Here is a 16197-nt window from a genome sequence, read left to right as displayed (position 1 = left end):
GTGTACAATACGTCAGTGTTTTCCTGTTGCTTTTCACCCCCTACGGCTTGTCAGGCGCTGGGTGGATAGCGCTAGCAGCGCTGTCGGGTTTGACCGTCCGTAGCGAGGGGAAGTCCGGCTTGCTGCATTTTTTGCGCGGTTTTGTGGCAAATAGTCGCTTTATTTAACGCAGGCGCGCGCAAAAAAATGATCAAATCCGGTTTTTCCGCCGTAGAACAGTGTGAAGTCCGACAGACTGCTAGAGTCTCGGAAACAGGCCGAACTTCTTTAAACGCGAGCCAGAATGAACGAGCAATTGCAGCCCCTCAAGAAACAGCCGGGAACCGGCAAAAGCAGCCATAGCGGGACTCAGGACGATATCGTTTACGCGCATATCTTCGACGCCATCCTTGAGCAGCGCTTGGCGCCGGGCACCAAACTGAGCGAAGAGGCCTTGGGTGAGATCTTCGGCGTCAGTCGCACCATCATCCGCCGCGCCTTGTCGCGCCTGGGCCATGAAAGCGTCGTGCTGCTGCGGCCTAATCGTGGCGCGGTGGTGGCCAGTCCCAGCGTGGAAGAGGCCCGGCAGATTTTCTACGCCCGACGCATGGTCGAGCGCGCGATCACCGAATTGGCGGTGCTGCATGCCACGGCCGAGCAACTGGTCGAGTTGCGGCAAATGGTTCAGGACGAGCAAGCCTGCTTCTCCCGTGGCGATCGTGGTGCGGGCATTCGCCTGTCCGGCGAGTTCCACCTGAAGTTGGCCGAAGCGGCGAAGAACGCACCCCTGGTCAGCTTTCAGCGCAGCCTGGTGTCGCAGACTTCATTGATCATCGCCCAGTACGAAAGCGGCAGTCGTTCGCACTGCTCCTACGACGAGCACAACCAACTGATCGATGCCATCGAAGCGCGTGATGCGGTCAAGGCGGTCAGCCTGATGATGCATCACATGGATCATATCGACAGCAAGCTCAACCTCGACGAGGAGAGCGCCTCGGACGACCTGCACGCGGTGTTTTCGCACCTGTTGCAGACCGCCAAGAAAAAGCCAGGACGTAATCCTGCCAGTCGTTGATTGGCAGCCATTCCGTAGGTGGGGGCGGATCGCGTAACCCGGCAGCGGTGTACGCAACCCCGCGGCATGGCGTGCAATCGCGGTGGGTTACGCGGCGCTCGAATACTCGGCCCGATTCAGCCGTTGTAGCCATGCGCCGCTAACAGGTCGTTGAAAAATGTAGCGAGCGAAGGCTAGGCAAGGCGAAATCGGCCGAAAAAGCGCAGTTTACGTGCTGTAAATGAGCATTTTGAGGCCGATTTCAACGCCGCATAGCCGAGCGCAGTAGTTTTTCAACGGCCTGCTAACCCACCCTGGGATTGCGATCCCTTAATCGCGACGATGCACCGACTGGCCGGCGGCGAAGGCCTCCTGCACCACGCGGTCGTCGCCGAGCATGCACAGGGCGAACAGCTTCTCGGCCAGGCTCTTGGCCTGCTGCAGGCGGTAGCTGATCAGCGGCGTGGCGTGGTAGTCGAGCACGACGAAGTCGGCGTCCTTGCCGCTGGCGAAGTTGCCGAGCTTGTCGTCCAGGTACAGCGCCTGGGCGCCGCCGAGGGTGGCCAGGTACAGCGACTTGAACGGGTCGAGCTTCTTGCCCTGCAGCTGCATGACCTTGTAGGCCTCGTTCAGCGACTGCAGCTGGCTGAAGCTGGTGCCGGCGCCGACGTCGGTGCCCAGGCCGACGCGCACGCCGTGTTGTTCCAGCTTGTTGAGGTCGAACAGACCGCTGCCGAGAAACAGGTTGGAGGTGGGGCAGAAGGCCACCGCCGAGCCGGTTTCGGCCAGGCGCCGGCATTCCTCGTCGCACAGGTGCACGCCGTGGGCGAATACCGCGCGCGCGCCGATCAGCTGGTAGTGGTCGTAGACGTTCAGGTAGCCCGTGCGCTCGGGGAACAGCTCTTTCACCCACTCGATCTCCTGGCGGTTCTCCGACAGGTGGGTGTGCATATACAGATCCGGATACTCCCGGAACAGCTGGCCGGCCAGGGCCAGCTGTTCCGGGCTGCTGGTCGGGGCGAAGCGCGGGGTCACCGCATAGTGCAGGCGGCCCTTGCCGTGCCAGCGCTCGATCAGTTCCTTGCTCTCGGCGTAGCCCGATTGCGGCGTGTCGGTCAGGTAATCCGGGGCGTTGCGATCCATCAGCACCTTGCCGGCGATCATCCGCAGATTGAGCGCCTCGGCCGCCTCGAACAAGGCGTCGACCGACTGCGGGTGTACGCTGCCGAACACCAGCGCGGTGGTGGTGCCGTTGCGCAGCAGCTCCTTGAGGAAGATCTCGGCGACGTCACTGGCATGGGCTTTGTCGGCGAACTGGCGTTCGGTGGGGAAGGTGTAGGTATTCAGCCAATCGAGCAACTGCTCGCCGTAGGAGGCGATCATGCCGGTCTGCGGGTAGTGGATATGGGTGTCGATAAAGCCGGGGGTGATCAGCGCGTCGCGGTATTCGACGACCTCTACACCTTTGAGCGTGGGTAGCAGCTCGGCGGCGTGGCCGACCCGGGCGATCCGCCCGTCCTCGACCAGCAGCAGGCCATCCTCGAAGTATTCATAGGACGCCTCGACGCCGACCACGGCGGGGTCGGCGAGGCTGTGCAGGATGGCGGCGCGGTAGGCTTTTACATTACTAGTCATCTAGTGCATCTCGATCATGCGTAGGGTGCGCCGTGCGCACCAGGGTCAATGGGCTATCGGTACGCGCGGCGCACCCTACTGCGCTCGGCGTGAGGCCGGCAGCAGCTTGGCGATGCTCGGCTCGCCCTTCTTCACGTCTTGGCCGAAGGCGGCGTTGTAGGTGGCGATCACCTCGCCGGCGATGGACACGGCGATCTCCACCGGCAATTTGCCTTTCACCTCGGCCAGGCCCATGGGGCAGCGCATACGTGTCACCACGGCCGGATTGAAGCCACGGTCGCGCAGGCGGTGCTCGAACTTGGCCCGCTTGCTCTGCGAGCCGATCAGACCGTAGTAGGCGAAATCGTTGCGCCCCAGGATGGCGGCGGTCAGCTCCAGGTCGAGCTGGTGGTTGTGGGTCATGACGATGAAATAGCTGCCCGGCGGCATGGCGTCGACCTCGTCGACCACCTCGTCGTTGACCACCTTGTCCACCCCGGCGGGAATCTGGACGGGGAACTCGTTCTCCCGCGAGTCGATCCAGCGCACCTTGCACGGCAGGCTGGCGAGCAGCGGCACCAGGGCGCGGCCGACGTGGCCGGCGCCGAATACGGCGATCTGCGCCTGGGGCTGGCCCATGGGCTCGAACAGCAGCACGGTGGCGCCGCCGCAGCACTGACCGAGGCTGGCGCCGAGGCTGAAACGCTCCAGGCGGGTGTCCTGGCTACGGCTGGCGAGCATCTCGCGGGCCAGTTGCATGGCCTTGTACTCCAGGTGGCCGCCGCCGATGGTCTCGAAGATGCGTTCGGCGGTGACCACCATCTTCGAGCCGGCGTTGCGCGGCGTCGAGCCGCGCTCTTCGATGATGGTCACCAGCACGCAGGGTTCGCCTTGCTGTTGCAGTTCGGCGAGGGCACTGATCCAGCTCATTTGCTCAGCCTCCAGGTCGGCGGCAGTTGCCCCGGGCGCGGCAGGCGCCAGTTGCTCGGCGAGGGTTCCAGTAGCGGAACCGGCGCCGGCTGTGCCGGTTGGGTTTTCGTTTCGGTGTGTCTTGTCATTGTTCTACACCCGTTTGCTTCAGATCGTAGCCCGGATGCAATCCGGGAGAGGGTTTCCCCGGATTGCATCCAGGCTACGGTTCAGGCCGGTTCGACCTCTGCCGCCACGGCTTTGGCCGGCTGCTGCAACTGCTTCATCTGTTCCACGCCCCAGAGCACCCGCTCCGGGGTGGCCGGGGCGTCGATCGCCGGCTGCACCCGGTAATCGGCCAGGCTCGCCACCGCATCCTTGATCGCGCACCACACGGCGATGCCGAGCATGAACGGCGGCTCGCCGACGGCCTTGGAGTGGAACACCGTGTCTTCCGGGTTCTTGCGGTTTTCCACCAGCTTGACCCGCAGATCCAGCGGCATGTCGGCGATGGCCGGGATCTTGTAGCTGGCCGGGCCGTTGGTCAGCAGCTTGCCTTTGTCGCTCCACACCAGCTCTTCCGTGGTCAGCCAGCCCATGCCCTGGACGAACGCGCCTTCCACCTGGCCGATGTCGATGGCTGGGTTCAGCGAGGCGCCGACGTCGTGGAGGATGTCGGTGCGCAGCATCCGGTATTCGCCGGTTAGGGTGTCGACCAGCACCTCGGCGCAGGCGGCGCCGTAGGCGAAGTAGTAGAACGGCCGGCCAGCGGCCTTGTCGCGGTCGTAATAGATCTTCGGCGTGCGGTAGAAGCCGGTGGACGACAGCGAAACCTGGGCGAAGTAGGCCTTCTGCACCAGCTCCTCGAACGAGAGGAACTGCTCGCGCACGCGCACCTGGCCGTTGCGGAACTCGACGTCTTCCGCAGTGACCCGGTACTCGCGCACCAGGAAGTCGACCAGGCGCTGCTTGATGGTCTCGGCGGCGTTCTGCGCGGCCTTGCCGTTCAGGTCGGTACCGCTGGAAGCCGCGGTAGGCGAGGTGTTCGGCACCTTGTCGGTGTTGGTTGCGCTGATCTGGATGCGCGAGATATCGACCTGGAACACCTCGGCGACGATCTGCGCGACCTTGGTGTTGAGACCCTGGCCCATCTCGGTGCCGCCGTGGTTCAGATGAATGCTGCCGTCGGTGTAGATGTGGATCAGCGCGCCGGCCTGGTTGAGGAAGGTGGCGGTAAAGCTGATGCCGAACTTGACCGGGGTCAGCGCCAGGCCCTTCTTCAGCACCGGGCTGCCGGCGTTGAAGGCGCGGATTGCCTCGCGGCGCTGGGCATAGTCGCTGCTGGCCTCCAGCTCGGCGGTCATCTCGTGGATGACGTTGTGCTCGACCGTCTGGTGGTAGTGGGTGACGTTGCGCTCGGTCTTGCGGTAGTAGTTGGTCTTGCGCACCTCAAGCGGGTCTTTGCACAGGCTGCGGGCGACCGCATCCATGACCTCCTCGATGGCGACCATGCCCTGGGGGCCGCCGAAGCCGCGGTAGGCGGTGTTGGAGGCGGTGTGGGTCTTGCAGCGGTGGCCGTTGATGGTGGCGTTGCCGAGGTAATAGGCGTTGTCGGCGTGGAACATCGCGCGGTCGACGATGGAGCCGGACAGATCCGGCGAATAGCCGCAGTTACCGGCCAGTTCGATCTGGATGCCGTGCAGCAGGCCGTCGTCGTCGAAGCCGACATCGTATTCCACATAGAAGGGGTGGCGCTTGCCGGTGATGCTCATGTCTTCCATGCGCGGCAGGCGCATCTTGGTCGGCCGCCCGGTGAGGTGGGCGATCACCGCGCACAGGCAGGCCGGACCGGCGGCCTGGGTTTCCTTGCCGCCGAAGCCGCCGCCCATGCGGCGCATGTCGATGACGATCTTGTGCATGGCCACGCCGAGCACCTCGGCCACCAGTTTCTGCACCTCGGTGGCGTTCTGCGTCGAGCAGTAGACCAGCATGCCGCCGTCTTCGCTGGGCATCACCGAAGACACCTGGGTCTCCAGATAGAAGTGCTCCTGGCCGCCGATGTGCAGCTTGCCCTGCAGGCGGTGCGGCGCAGTGGCCAGGGCCGCGGCGGAGTCGCCGATCTTGTGTTGGTGGCTGTCGAGGACGAAGTGCTGCTTGCGCAGCGCTTCGACGACATCCAGCACCGGCTCCAGGTCTTCGTACTCGATGATCGCCGCCATGGCCCCTTTGCGCGCGGTTTCCAGGCTGTCGGCAGCGACCGCGAGCACCACCTGGCCGACGTATTCGACCTTGCCGTCGGCCAGCAGCGGGTCGCCGGCCACCACCGGGCCGATGTCCAGCTGGCCGGGCACGTCCTGGCTGGTGATGGCGATGGCTACCCCGGGAATGGCATAGCAGGGGGAGGTGTCGATGCTGAGGATACGGGCATGGGCGCGGTCGCTCAGGCGCGCATAGACGTGCAGCTGGTTGGGGAACTCCAGGCGGTCGTCGACGTACACCGCCTCGCCGCAGACGTGCTTGTCGGCGCTCTCATGCTTGACGCTGCGGCCGACGCCGGTGGTGATCTCGGCGCGAAACAGCTCGGCCAGATCGGCCTGGGTTTTCTGAACTTTGCGATGGCTAGACATAGGCGGTCACCCGGGTTTCGACGTCGGGAGCTTGCAGCTCGAGGAAGAATTTACGCAGCAGGTTCTGCGCGATGAGCAGGCGGTATTCCTTGCTGGCGCGGAAGTCGCTGAGCGGGGTGAAGTCTTCGGCCAAGGCGGCGCAGGCACGCTCGATATCGGCCGGATAGCAGACGCCGCCGAGCAGGGCGGCTTCGCAGGCGGCGGCGCGCTTGGGAATCGCCGCCATACCGCCGAAGGCGATGCGGGCGTTCTGCACCACGCCGTCCTTAACCTCTAGGTTGAAGGCGGCGCACACGGCGGAGATGTCGTCGTCCAGGCGCTTGGACACCTTGTAGGCGCGAAACGTCTGCTTGGCTTGGGCGCGCGGTACGATGATCTTCTCGATGAATTCGCCTTCCTGGCGGGCGGTGACCTTGTAGTCGAGGAAGTAGTCTTCCAGCGCGATGGTGCGGCTCGCGCTGCCCTGGCGCAGGACGAGCTGCGCGCCGAGGGCGATCAGCAGCGGCGGGGCGTCGCCGATCGGCGAGGCGTTGCCGATATTGCCGCCCAGGGTGCCCTGATTGCGGATCTGCAGGGAGGCGAAGCGGTGCAGCAACTCGCCGAAGTCCGGGTATTCCTCGGCCAGCGCGGCGTAGCAGTCGGTCAGGGCGGTGGCGGCGCCGATCTCGATGCTGTCGGCGGTGGCTTCGACGCGTTTCATCGCTTCGATATGGCCGACGTAGATCATCACCGGCAACTCGCGGTGGAACTGGGTGACCTCCAGGGCCAGGTCGGTGCCACCGGCGAGCAGACGGGCCTCGGGGTTGGCGGCGTAGAGGTCGGCCAGGTCGGCGACCGTCAGCGGCAGCAGGCAGCGCTTGTCGCCGCTATTGAGCTCGGCGGTTTCGCGCGGGGCGATGGCTTTCAGTTGGGCGACGGTTTCGGCCTCGAAGGCGTCGAACTGATCCGGCTGCGGCTGGCAGCAGGCCTGTTCGGCGGCATCGATGATCGGCCGGTAGCCGGTGCAGCGGCACAGGTTGCCGGCCAGGGCTTCGAGGGTGTCGGCCTTGTCGAAACCTGCGCTGTTCTTCTGCAGGGCGAACAGCGACATGACGAAACCGGGGGTGCAGAAGCCGCACTGCGAGCCGTGACAGTCGACCATGGCCTGTTGCACGCTGTGCAGTTGGCCCTGGTGCTTGAGGTCTTCGACGCTGAGCAGTTGCTTGCCGTGTAGGGCGGCGACGAAGGTCAGGCAGGAGTTGAGGGTGCGGTAGCGCACGCGCTCGCCATCCAGCTCGCCGACCACCACGGTGCAGGCACCGCAGTCGCCGGAGGCACAGCCTTCTTTGGTGCCGGACTTGCCGAGGTGCTCACGCAGGTACTGGAGCACGGTGACGTTAGGGTCGAGTTGCTGCTCGCTACGCAGCTCCCGGTTGAGTAAAAACTGGATCAAGGACGACCTCCAGGCACTTTATTGTTCTTTACGAGCGGTACGTATCGGCTCGTGTAGAAACGCCGGGCATACCGATGCGGCGTTTTGACACGGCCTTCCATGGGGCAAATCTAGAGTTTTCTGACTTTTGGGTCAACAAATATTTGACTCTTCGGTCAGGTGGTTGTCATGCGATTCGGTTATGAGCCGCTCGAACGCCAAGGGTTGCCGTTGAAGGCTAGTCGGTTTTATCTCAGCGCCGTCCTGGCCTGGGGCAGGGATCGGTTACGCGCGCAGCCAAAAGCCCAAGGGCGAGTGCCATTGATCGCCTCCTTCCCGCGCACCGAGCCGGCCGTCCGCCCCAGCGCCGCGACTAGCTGGCCCGGCAACGCCCTGTGTTACACTCGCCGCTCGTTTTTCCGCCCCCGCGCCAGCACTGGTGGGGGCCGCAGACCCGCCCGCTTGCCCAATAGGTCTACAGAGCCTAAGGAAGATCATGACGTTCAAGGCGCCGGACAGCCTCGCCGAGCAGATCGCTCATCACCTTGCGGAACGCATCATTCGTGGTGAATTGAAGGCGCGCGAGCGGATTCAGGAGCAGAAAGTCACCCAGTCGCTCAGCGTCAGTCGCGGTTCGGTGCGTGAAGCGTTGCTGATTCTCGAGCGGCGCCACCTGATTACGATCCTGCCGCGCCGAGGCGCCCAGGTAATCGAACTGACCCCGCACAACGTCAAGAGCCTCTACGACTTGGTCATCGAGCTGTACATCCTGCTCGCTCGGGCGGTGACCGATAGTTGGCGGCTCGAAGCGGATCTGGCGCCGTTCCGGCTCATCCAGCAGCGCCTGCTGGGCTGTCTGCAGCGCGAAGACATCCATGCGTTTGTCGAGGACAGTTTCAACATCATGCGCGCGGCGTATCCGTTCTCGCACAACCCTTATCTGCAGGAAACCGTGGAGAACCTGCTGCCGGCGATCAGCCGTACCTATTATCTGGCCTTGGAACGGCGCAAAGGCGAGATGGGGCAGTTTCTCAACGCCTTCGGCGAGTTGCTGCAGGCCATCATCGCCCGCGATCACCCGCGCGTGCGCGAAGTGCTGCTGGCCTATGGCGAGCACAACTGCAAACTGGTCCTGGCGACCCTGGCCGAGCGCTGATATGCGGTTGAAATGCATCAAATTGGCCGGTTTCAAGTCATTCGTCGACCCGACCACCGTGAGCTTTCCGAGCAACATGGCGGCGGTGGTCGGGCCCAACGGTTGCGGCAAATCCAACATCATCGACGCGGTGCGCTGGGTGATGGGCGAAAGCTCGGCGAAGAACCTGCGTGGCGAGTCGATGACCGACGTCATCTTCAACGGCTCCAACACCCGCAAGCCGGTGACCCAGGCCAGTATCGAGCTGATCTTCGACAATTCCGACGCCACCCTGACCGGCGAGTACGCCGGCTACAACGAAATTTCCATCCGCCGCCGAGTGACCCGCGACAGCCAGAACACCTATTTCCTCAACGGCACCAAGTGCCGCCGGCGCGACATCACCGATATCTTCCTCGGCACCGGCCTGGGTCCGCGCAGTTATTCGATCATCGAACAGGGCATGATCTCCAAGCTGATCGAGGCCAAGCCGGAAGAGTTGCGCAATTTCATCGAGGAAGCCGCCGGCATCTCCAAGTACAAGGAGCGTCGTCGCGAGACCGAGAACCGCATTCGCCGTACTCACGAGAACCTGGCGCGCCTGAGCGACCTGCGCGAGGAGCTGGAGCGCCAGCTCGAACGCTTGCACCGTCAGGCCCAGGCGGCGGAGAAATACCAGGAATACAAGGCCGAGGAACGCCAGCTCAAGGCCCAACTGACGGCCCTGCGTTGGCAGGCGCTGAACGAGCAGGTCGGCCAGCGCGAGGCGGTGATCGGCAATCAGGAAGTCAGCTTCGAGGCACTGGTCGCCGAGCAGCGCAACGCCGATGCCAGCATCGAGCGCCTGCGCGACGGTCACCACGAGTTGAGCGAGCGCTTCAACCTGGTGCAGGGGCGCTTCTATTCGGTGGGCGGCGATATCGCCCGGGTCGAGCAGAGCATCCAGCATGGCCAGCAGCGCCTGCGCCAGTTGCAGGACGACCTGCGCGAAGCCGAGCGCGCGCGCCAGGAGACCGAATCGCACCTGGGCCACGACCGCACCCTGCTGGCTACCCTCGGCGAAGAGCTGGCCATGCTCGAACCCGAGCAGGAGCTGAGCGCCGCTGCCGCCGAGGAGGCCGCCGCCGCGCTGGAAGAGTGCGAGAGCGCCATGCGCGGCTGGCAGGAGCAGTGGGACGGTTTCAACCAGCGCAGTGCCGAGCCGCGTCGTCAGGCCGAGGTACAGCAATCGCGGATTCGGCAGTTGGAGCAGAGCTTGGAGCGCCTGGGCGAACGCCAGCGCCGCCTCGACGACGAGCTTGTGCTGTTAGCGGCCGATCCGGAAGACGCGGCCATTCTTGAATTGGGCGAGCAGATCGCGGCCAGCGAACTGGGCCTGGAAGATTTGCAGCTGGAAGAAGAGCAGCAAGCCGAGCGCCTGCAGCAACTGCGCAACGAACTACAGCAGACCGGCCAGGCCCAGCAGCAGGCGCAGGGCGAGCTGCAACGTCTGAACGGCCGCCTGGCCTCGCTGGAAGCCTTGCAGCAGGCCGCGCTCGATCCCGGCAAGGGCGTCGGCGACTGGCTGCGCGAGCAGCACCTGAGCGAGCGCCCGCGTCTGGCCGAAGGGCTGCGGGTCGAGGCCGGCTGGGAGTTGGCGGTGGAAACCGTGCTCGGCGCCGACCTGCAAGCGGTGCTGCTGGACGATAGCCATCATCTGGGCGGCCTGGACTTCGCCGGCCTGACCCAGGGCGACCTGCGCCTGGCCAGCCCGGATAAAGGCGGCGCGCGCGTAGCCGGCAGCCTGCTCGACAAGGTCGAGGCCGGCATCGACCTGGCGCCCTGGCTGGCCAGGGTCAAACCGGTGCAGACCCTGGACGATGCCTTGGCCGCCCGCGCCAGCCTGGGCGAAGGCGACAGCCTGATCAGCCGCGACGGCTACTGGGTCGGCCGGCATTTTCTGCGGGTGCGGCGTGCCAGCGAAGCCGAAAGCGGCGTGCTGGCGCGTGGCCAGGAACTCGAACGCCTGGGCCTGGAACGCGAGGAGCGTGAGGCGGCCCTGGCGCTGCTCGACGAGCGCTTGCGGCACCTGCGCGAGAGCCAGGGGCAGCAGGAGGAGCTGCGCGAGCAGCAGCGCCGGCAATTGCAGGATCGGGCCCGTTTGCTCGGCGAGTTGAAGGCGCAACTGTCCGCCGGGCAAGCCAAGGTCGAGCAGTTGACCCTGCGCCGTCGTCGCCTCGACAGCGAACTGCTCGAATTGGCCGAACAACGCGAGATCGAACACGAGCAACTGGGCGAGTCGCGCGTGCAGCTGCAAGAGGCCCTCGACGCCATGGCCACCGACAATGAACAGCGCGAACGCCTGCTGGCCAGCCGCGATGCCCTGCGCGAGCGGCTCGACCGGGTGCGCCAGGAGGCTCGCCAGCACAAGGATCACACCCATCAGTTGGCCGTGCGCCTGGGTTCGCTCAAGGCCCAGCATGATTCCACCCACCAGGCTCTGCAGCGTCTCGAAGCGCAGGCCGAGCGCCTGCACGAGAAGCGCGAACAGCTCAGCCTCAACCTGGAAGAGGGCGAGGCACCGCTGGAAGAGCTGCGCCTGAAGCTCGAAGAGCTGCTCGACAAGCGCATGGCCGTGGAAGAGCAGCTCAAACTGGCCCGCTTGGCCCTGGAAGACGCCGACCGTGAACTGCGCGATGCGGAGAAGCGCCGCACCCAGGCCGAACAGCAGGCCCAGCTGTTACGTGGCCAGTTGGAGCAGCAGCGCATGGAGTGGCAAGCCCTGAGCGTGCGGCGCAAGGCCCTGCAGGATCAGCTGCTGGAAGACCATTACGACCTGCACGGGGTGCTCGCGAGCTTGCCCGCTGAGGCCAGTGAAACAGCCTGGGAAGAGGAGTTGGAGCGGCTGGCCGCGCGCATCCAGCGCCTCGGCCCGATCAACCTGGCGGCGATCGACGAATACCAGCAGCAATCCGAGCGCAAGCGCTACCTGGATGCACAGAACGCCGACCTGGTCGAGGCGCTGGACACCCTGGAAAACGTCATCCGCAAGATCGACAAGGAAACCCGCAACCGTTTCAAGGAAACCTTCGATCAGATCAACGGCGGCTTGCAGGCGTTGTTTCCCAAGGTTTTCGGGGGCGGCAACGCTTATTTGGAACTCACCGGCGAAGATCTACTCGATACCGGGGTCACCATCATGGCGCGCCCGCCCGGCAAGAAGAACAGCACCATCCATCTGCTCTCGGGCGGGGAGAAGGCCTTGACCGCGCTGGCTCTGGTGTTCGCCATCTTTCAGCTCAATCCGGCGCCGTTCTGCATGCTCGACGAAGTGGACGCGCCGCTGGACGACGCCAACGTCGGCCGTTATGCCCGCCTGGTCAAGGAAATGTCGGAAAAAGTGCAGTTCATCTATATCACCCACAACAAGATCGCCATGGAAATGGCCGATCAGTTGATGGGCGTGACCATGCATGAACCGGGCTGTTCGCGTTTGGTGAGCGTGGATGTCGAGGAGGCTTTGGCCATGGTGGAGGCATGATCCGCCCGGGCGCTCCGCGTCCACCAGCCGCAGCGCGGCAACGAGCAACGGCCTGTCCGAACCCGGCGATGGTCTACAACAAAGTGGCTTACAGGGTTTTTTAACGGCTTGTCGGCTGTGTAAAGTTATCTTTTGTCGTGCTAGCTTATCGTCCACTTTCGTTATGCGTGGGAAACGCCTGTCAGAACATGGAGTTGGCGCCACGTTTTACAGTTGACGCAGCAGGGGCTGGGATGCCTTTTTTCATAAAATTTTCAATTAGGGGTCAAGGTATTTCATGGAATTCGGTCTGCGCGAATGGCTGATCGTCATCGGCATCATTGTGATCGCTGGCATCTTGTTCGATGGTTGGCGGCGCATGCGCGGTGGCAAGGGTAAATTGAAGTTCAAACTCGACCGCAGTTTTGCCGATCTGCCGGAAGTCGATGACGATCCCGGTTTGCTCGGTTCGCCACGGGTCGTCGATCGCCACCAGGAACCATCGCTGGACGAGCAGGATCTGCCCTCGCTGAGCGCCCGCGAATTGAATCGTCGCCGCAATGGCGAGCCGCAGCAGGGCGATCTGAATCTGGGGTTGGACGAGCCGGTGCCGACGCTGCTCAATCCGGTGGAGGATGGCGCGCCCGCCTCGCGCAAGGAGAAGGCCACCCACGCCAGCCAAGCGTTGCCCCCGGTCGAAGAGGTGTTGGTGATCAACGTGATCGCCCGCGAAGACGGCGGCTTCAAGGGCCCGGCGCTGCTGCAGAATATTCTGGAAAGCGGTCTGCGTTTCGGCGAGATGGATATTTTCCACCGCCACGAAAGCATGGCCGGTAACGGCGAAGTGCTGTTCTCCATGGCCAATGCGCTCAAACCGGGCACTTTCGACCTCGACGATATAGAAGGCTTCAACACCCGCGCGGTGAGTTTTTTCCTCGGCCTGCCGGGGCCGCGTCATCCCAAGCAAGCGTTCGACGTGATGGTTGCCGCCGCGCGCAAACTGGCCCACGAACTCAACGGCGAGCTCAAGGATGACCAGCGCAGCGTGATGACCGCGCAAACCATCGAGCACTACCGCCAGCGCATCGTCGAATATGAGCGCAAGCAGTTGACCAACAAACGCTAAACCGGCTGCGAAGAATAAGCCTCAAGCTACAAGCCGCGCGCTTGGTTTGAGGCTTTGTTGTTTCTGCTTGGCGGTTATGCCTGCCGTCAGAGGTGCCTGCTGCTTTTGTAGGAGGGCCGTCCCGGCGCGATGCTTGTGCTTGTTGAGCGGACTGCGTCCGCTATCGCCGCGAGGTCGCGCCTCCTACAGGAGATGCGGTGTTTTTTGCTTTTGTAGGAGGGCCGCCCCGGCGCGATGCTTTTGGTTTTTCGGCTCCCACTTGCCAGCTCTGTTCAGCGGCAGAAGCTTCGCGGCCACATAGCCAAGGCAGGCCAGCCGGCAAACGGCTAGAATCCTGCGCCTGAATATCAACCAAAGGTTGAACTGGAGGCCAGGGCCGGAACTACCCGGCCGCCGCCTCCAGCTTCACGCCTGCAGCTACGGCTTGTGAATTATGTCCGCCACCCCAACCGCCGCCGAACGCATTGCCCAGCTGCGCAGCGAGCTCGATGCACACAACTACCGCTACTACGTGCTCGACGAGCCGAGCGTGCCAGACGCCGAGTACGACCGCCTGTTCAATGAACTCAAGGCGCTGGAGGCCGAGCATCCGCAGTGGGTGACGGCCGACTCGCCGACCCAGCGGGTCGGCGGCAGCGCCTTGAGTGCCTTCGGCGAGGTCAAGCATGAGGTGCCGATGCTCAGCCTCGGCAACGCCTTCGAGGAGGCCGACCTGCTGGACTTCGACCGCCGCGTGCGTGAGGGGCTGGATCTGCCGTCCGGCGATCTGTTCGGTGACGGTGCCGAGGTGGAGTACAGCTGCGAGCCCAAGCTCGATGGCCTGGCCGTCAGCCTGCTGTATCGCGATGGCCTGCTGGTACGCGGCGCCACCCGTGGCGACGGCAGTACCGGCGAGGACATCAGCGTCAATGTGCGCACCATCCGCAATATTCCGCTCAAACTGCACGGCAGCGGCTGGCCGCCGGTGCTGGAAGTGCGCGGCGAGGTGTTCATGTCCCGGGCCGGCTTCGAGGCATTGAACGCCCGGCAACTGGAAAACGGCGGCAAGCCTTTTGCCAATCCGCGCAACGCCGCGGCGGGCAGCCTGCGCCAGCTCGACCCGAAGATCACCGCCAGCCGTCCGTTGCAGTTATGCAGCTATGGCATCGGCCAGGTGCAGGGCGAGTTGCCGGACAGCCATATCGGCATCCTCGAAGCGCTCAAGGGCTGGGGGCTGCCGATCAGCCACGAACTGCAGCTGGCCAAAGGCGTGCAGGAGTGCCTGGCCTATTACCGCGCCATCGGCGCCAAGCGTGACGCGCTGGCGTATGAAATCGACGGCGTGGTGTTCAAGGTCAACAGCCTGGCCTATCAACGCGAACTGGGTTTTCGTGCGCGCGAGCCGCGTTGGGCCATCGCCCACAAGTTCCCGGCGTTGGAGGAGCTGACCGAGCTGCTGGATGTCGAGTTCCAGGTCGGTCGCACCGGCGCCGTCACCCCGGTGGCGCGCTTGCAGCCGGTCAAGGTGGCGGGCGTCACGGTATCCAATGCGACCCTGCACAATATGGACGAAGTCATGCGTCTGGGCGTGATGATCGGCGATACGGTGATCATCCGCCGTGCCGGCGACGTGATTCCGCAGGTGGTGCAGGTGGTCAGCGAGCGGCGTCCGGCCGATGCGCGAGCGGTGCTGATCCCCGAGAGCTGCCCGGTATGCGGCTCCCGCGTCGAGCGCACCCAACTGGTCAAGCGCAGCAAGGGCAAGGAGTCGTTCAGCGCCGGTTCGATCTACCGCTGCGTCGGCCGCCTGGCCTGCGCCGCCCAGCTCAAGCAGGCGATCATCCATTTCGTCTCGCGGCGCGCCATGGACATCGAAGGCCTGGGCGAGAAGAGCGTCGAGCAACTGGTCGACGAAGGCCTGGTGAGTTCGCCGGCCGACCTCTACACCCTGAAGTTCGAGCAGGTCGTCGGCCTGGACGGTTTTGCCGAACTGTCGAGCCACAACCTGCTGGCGGCCATCGCCGCCAGCCGCCAGCCGAGCCTGGCGCGTTTCATCTACGCCCTGGGCATCCCCGATGTCGGCGAGGAAACCGCCAAGGTGCTGGCCCGCGCGCTGGCTTCGTTGCGGCGCATCGAGCAGGCGCTGCCGCAAGTGCTGACCTACCTGCCGGATGTCGGCCTGGAGGTCGCCCACGAAATTCACGGCTTTTTCCGCGACGCGCACAACCGCACGGTGATCGCCCAGCTGCTCGAGCGTGGCATCGAATTGCAGGAGGAGGGCGAGGTGCACCCGGAGTTCGCCGGCTGCGCAACCCTGGCGGGCTTGCTCGACAAGTTGAACATCGCCGGCATCGCCGTCACCGGCGCGAAGCACCTGGCGGACAAGGCCGGCAGCCTCGAACGGGTGATCGAACTCAGCCAGGACTGGCTGGAACTGAGCGTGATGAAGGGCCTCAACGAGAAGGGCAAGCAGGCGTTGCGCGAATTTTTCGCCAACCCAGCCAATATCGCACAGGCACGCGCCATCGAGGCCCAGTTGCGCGAGTTCGGCATGCATTGGCAGAGCGAGAAGAAAGCCATCGAAGGCTTGCCCCTGGCCGGCCAGACCTGGGTGCTGACCGGCAGCCTGGAAGTCATGAGTCGCGATGTCGCCAAAGACAAGCTGGAAAGCCTGGGCGCCAAGGTGGCCGGTTCGGTATCGGCCAAGACCAGCTGCGTAGTCGCCGGGCCAGGCGCCGGCTCCAAGCTGGCCAAGGCCCAGGAATTGCAGCTCAAGGTGCTGGACGAGGCCGAGTTTGTCGCGCTGATGGCGGATTACGGCGTGGTTGTCTGAAACCGAGCGGCTGCTTTTGTAGGAGGGCCGC

Annotated in this window: 9 protein-coding genes; 5 read left to right on the top strand and 4 right to left on the bottom strand. The window is 64.3% G+C overall.

Annotated features, from left to right (window positions below; all coding sequences use genetic code 11):
• Nucleotides 1–283 precede the first annotated feature (283 nt).
• Nucleotides 284–1054, top strand: coding sequence for a GntR family transcriptional regulator (locus tag P8H27_RS20220; protein WP_289639544.1), 771 nt, complete (start codon nucleotides 284–286; stop codon nucleotides 1052–1054).
• Between the two features lie 309 nt (nucleotides 1055–1363).
• On the opposite strand, the gene guaD is transcribed toward P8H27_RS20220, so the two are convergent.
• From guaD to xdhA, 4 genes are all read right to left on the bottom strand, one after another.
• The gene (gene guaD / locus P8H27_RS20215; RefSeq protein ID WP_289639543.1) at nucleotides 1364–2668 is read right to left on the bottom strand and encodes a guanine deaminase; all 1305 of its coding nucleotides are present in this window, start codon (nucleotides 2666–2668) and stop codon (nucleotides 1364–1366) included.
• A gap of 75 nt (nucleotides 2669–2743) precedes the next feature.
• Nucleotides 2744–3577 carry a xanthine dehydrogenase accessory protein XdhC gene (xdhC, locus tag P8H27_RS20210; RefSeq protein WP_289639542.1) on the bottom strand — a complete coding sequence of 278 codons (834 nt, stop codon included), beginning with the start codon at nucleotides 3575–3577 and terminating at the stop codon, nucleotides 2744–2746.
• 209 nt (nucleotides 3578–3786) lie between these two features.
• Nucleotides 3787–6183, bottom strand: a complete 2397-nt coding sequence (gene xdhB, locus P8H27_RS20205) for a xanthine dehydrogenase molybdopterin binding subunit (protein ID WP_289639540.1) — start codon at nucleotides 6181–6183, stop codon at nucleotides 3787–3789.
• Nucleotides 6176–7615, bottom strand: a complete 1440-nt coding sequence (gene xdhA, locus P8H27_RS20200; RefSeq protein WP_289639538.1) for a xanthine dehydrogenase small subunit — start codon at nucleotides 7613–7615, stop codon at nucleotides 6176–6178. Before xdhA ends, xdhB begins: the two co-directional genes overlap by 8 nt.
• A 475-nt stretch (nucleotides 7616–8090) precedes the next feature.
• Between xdhA and P8H27_RS20195 the strand changes: the two genes are divergently transcribed.
• The 4 genes from P8H27_RS20195 to ligA all read left to right on the top strand — a co-directional run bounded on the left by P8H27_RS20195 (nucleotide 8091) and on the right by ligA (nucleotide 16166).
• Entirely contained in the window at nucleotides 8091–8750 is a 660-nt protein-coding gene (locus P8H27_RS20195) for a GntR family transcriptional regulator (protein WP_289639537.1), read from the top strand.
• A gap of 1 nt (nucleotide 8751) precedes the next feature.
• On the top strand, nucleotides 8752–12249 hold the full coding sequence (gene smc / locus P8H27_RS20190) for a chromosome segregation protein SMC (protein WP_289639535.1): 3498 nt from the start codon (nucleotides 8752–8754) through the stop codon (nucleotides 12247–12249).
• A gap of 277 nt (nucleotides 12250–12526) precedes the next feature.
• The gene (gene zipA, locus P8H27_RS20185; protein ID WP_289639534.1) at nucleotides 12527–13354 is read left to right on the top strand and encodes a cell division protein ZipA; all 828 of its coding nucleotides are present in this window, start codon (nucleotides 12527–12529) and stop codon (nucleotides 13352–13354) included.
• A 433-nt stretch (nucleotides 13355–13787) separates the two neighbouring features.
• Nucleotides 13788–16166 (top strand): NAD-dependent DNA ligase LigA, encoded by a 2379-nt coding sequence (gene ligA, locus P8H27_RS20180; protein WP_289639532.1) that lies wholly within the window; start codon nucleotides 13788–13790, stop codon nucleotides 16164–16166.
• The last annotated feature ends 31 nt before the right edge of the window (nucleotides 16167–16197 follow it).

The organism is Pseudomonas sp. sp1636, from assembly GCF_030376615.1.
GTDB lineage: Bacteria > Pseudomonadota > Gammaproteobacteria > Pseudomonadales > Pseudomonadaceae > Aquipseudomonas.
The sequence above is the reverse complement of the archived record's forward strand: the minus strand, read 5'-3'. Positions and strand labels throughout refer to the sequence as shown.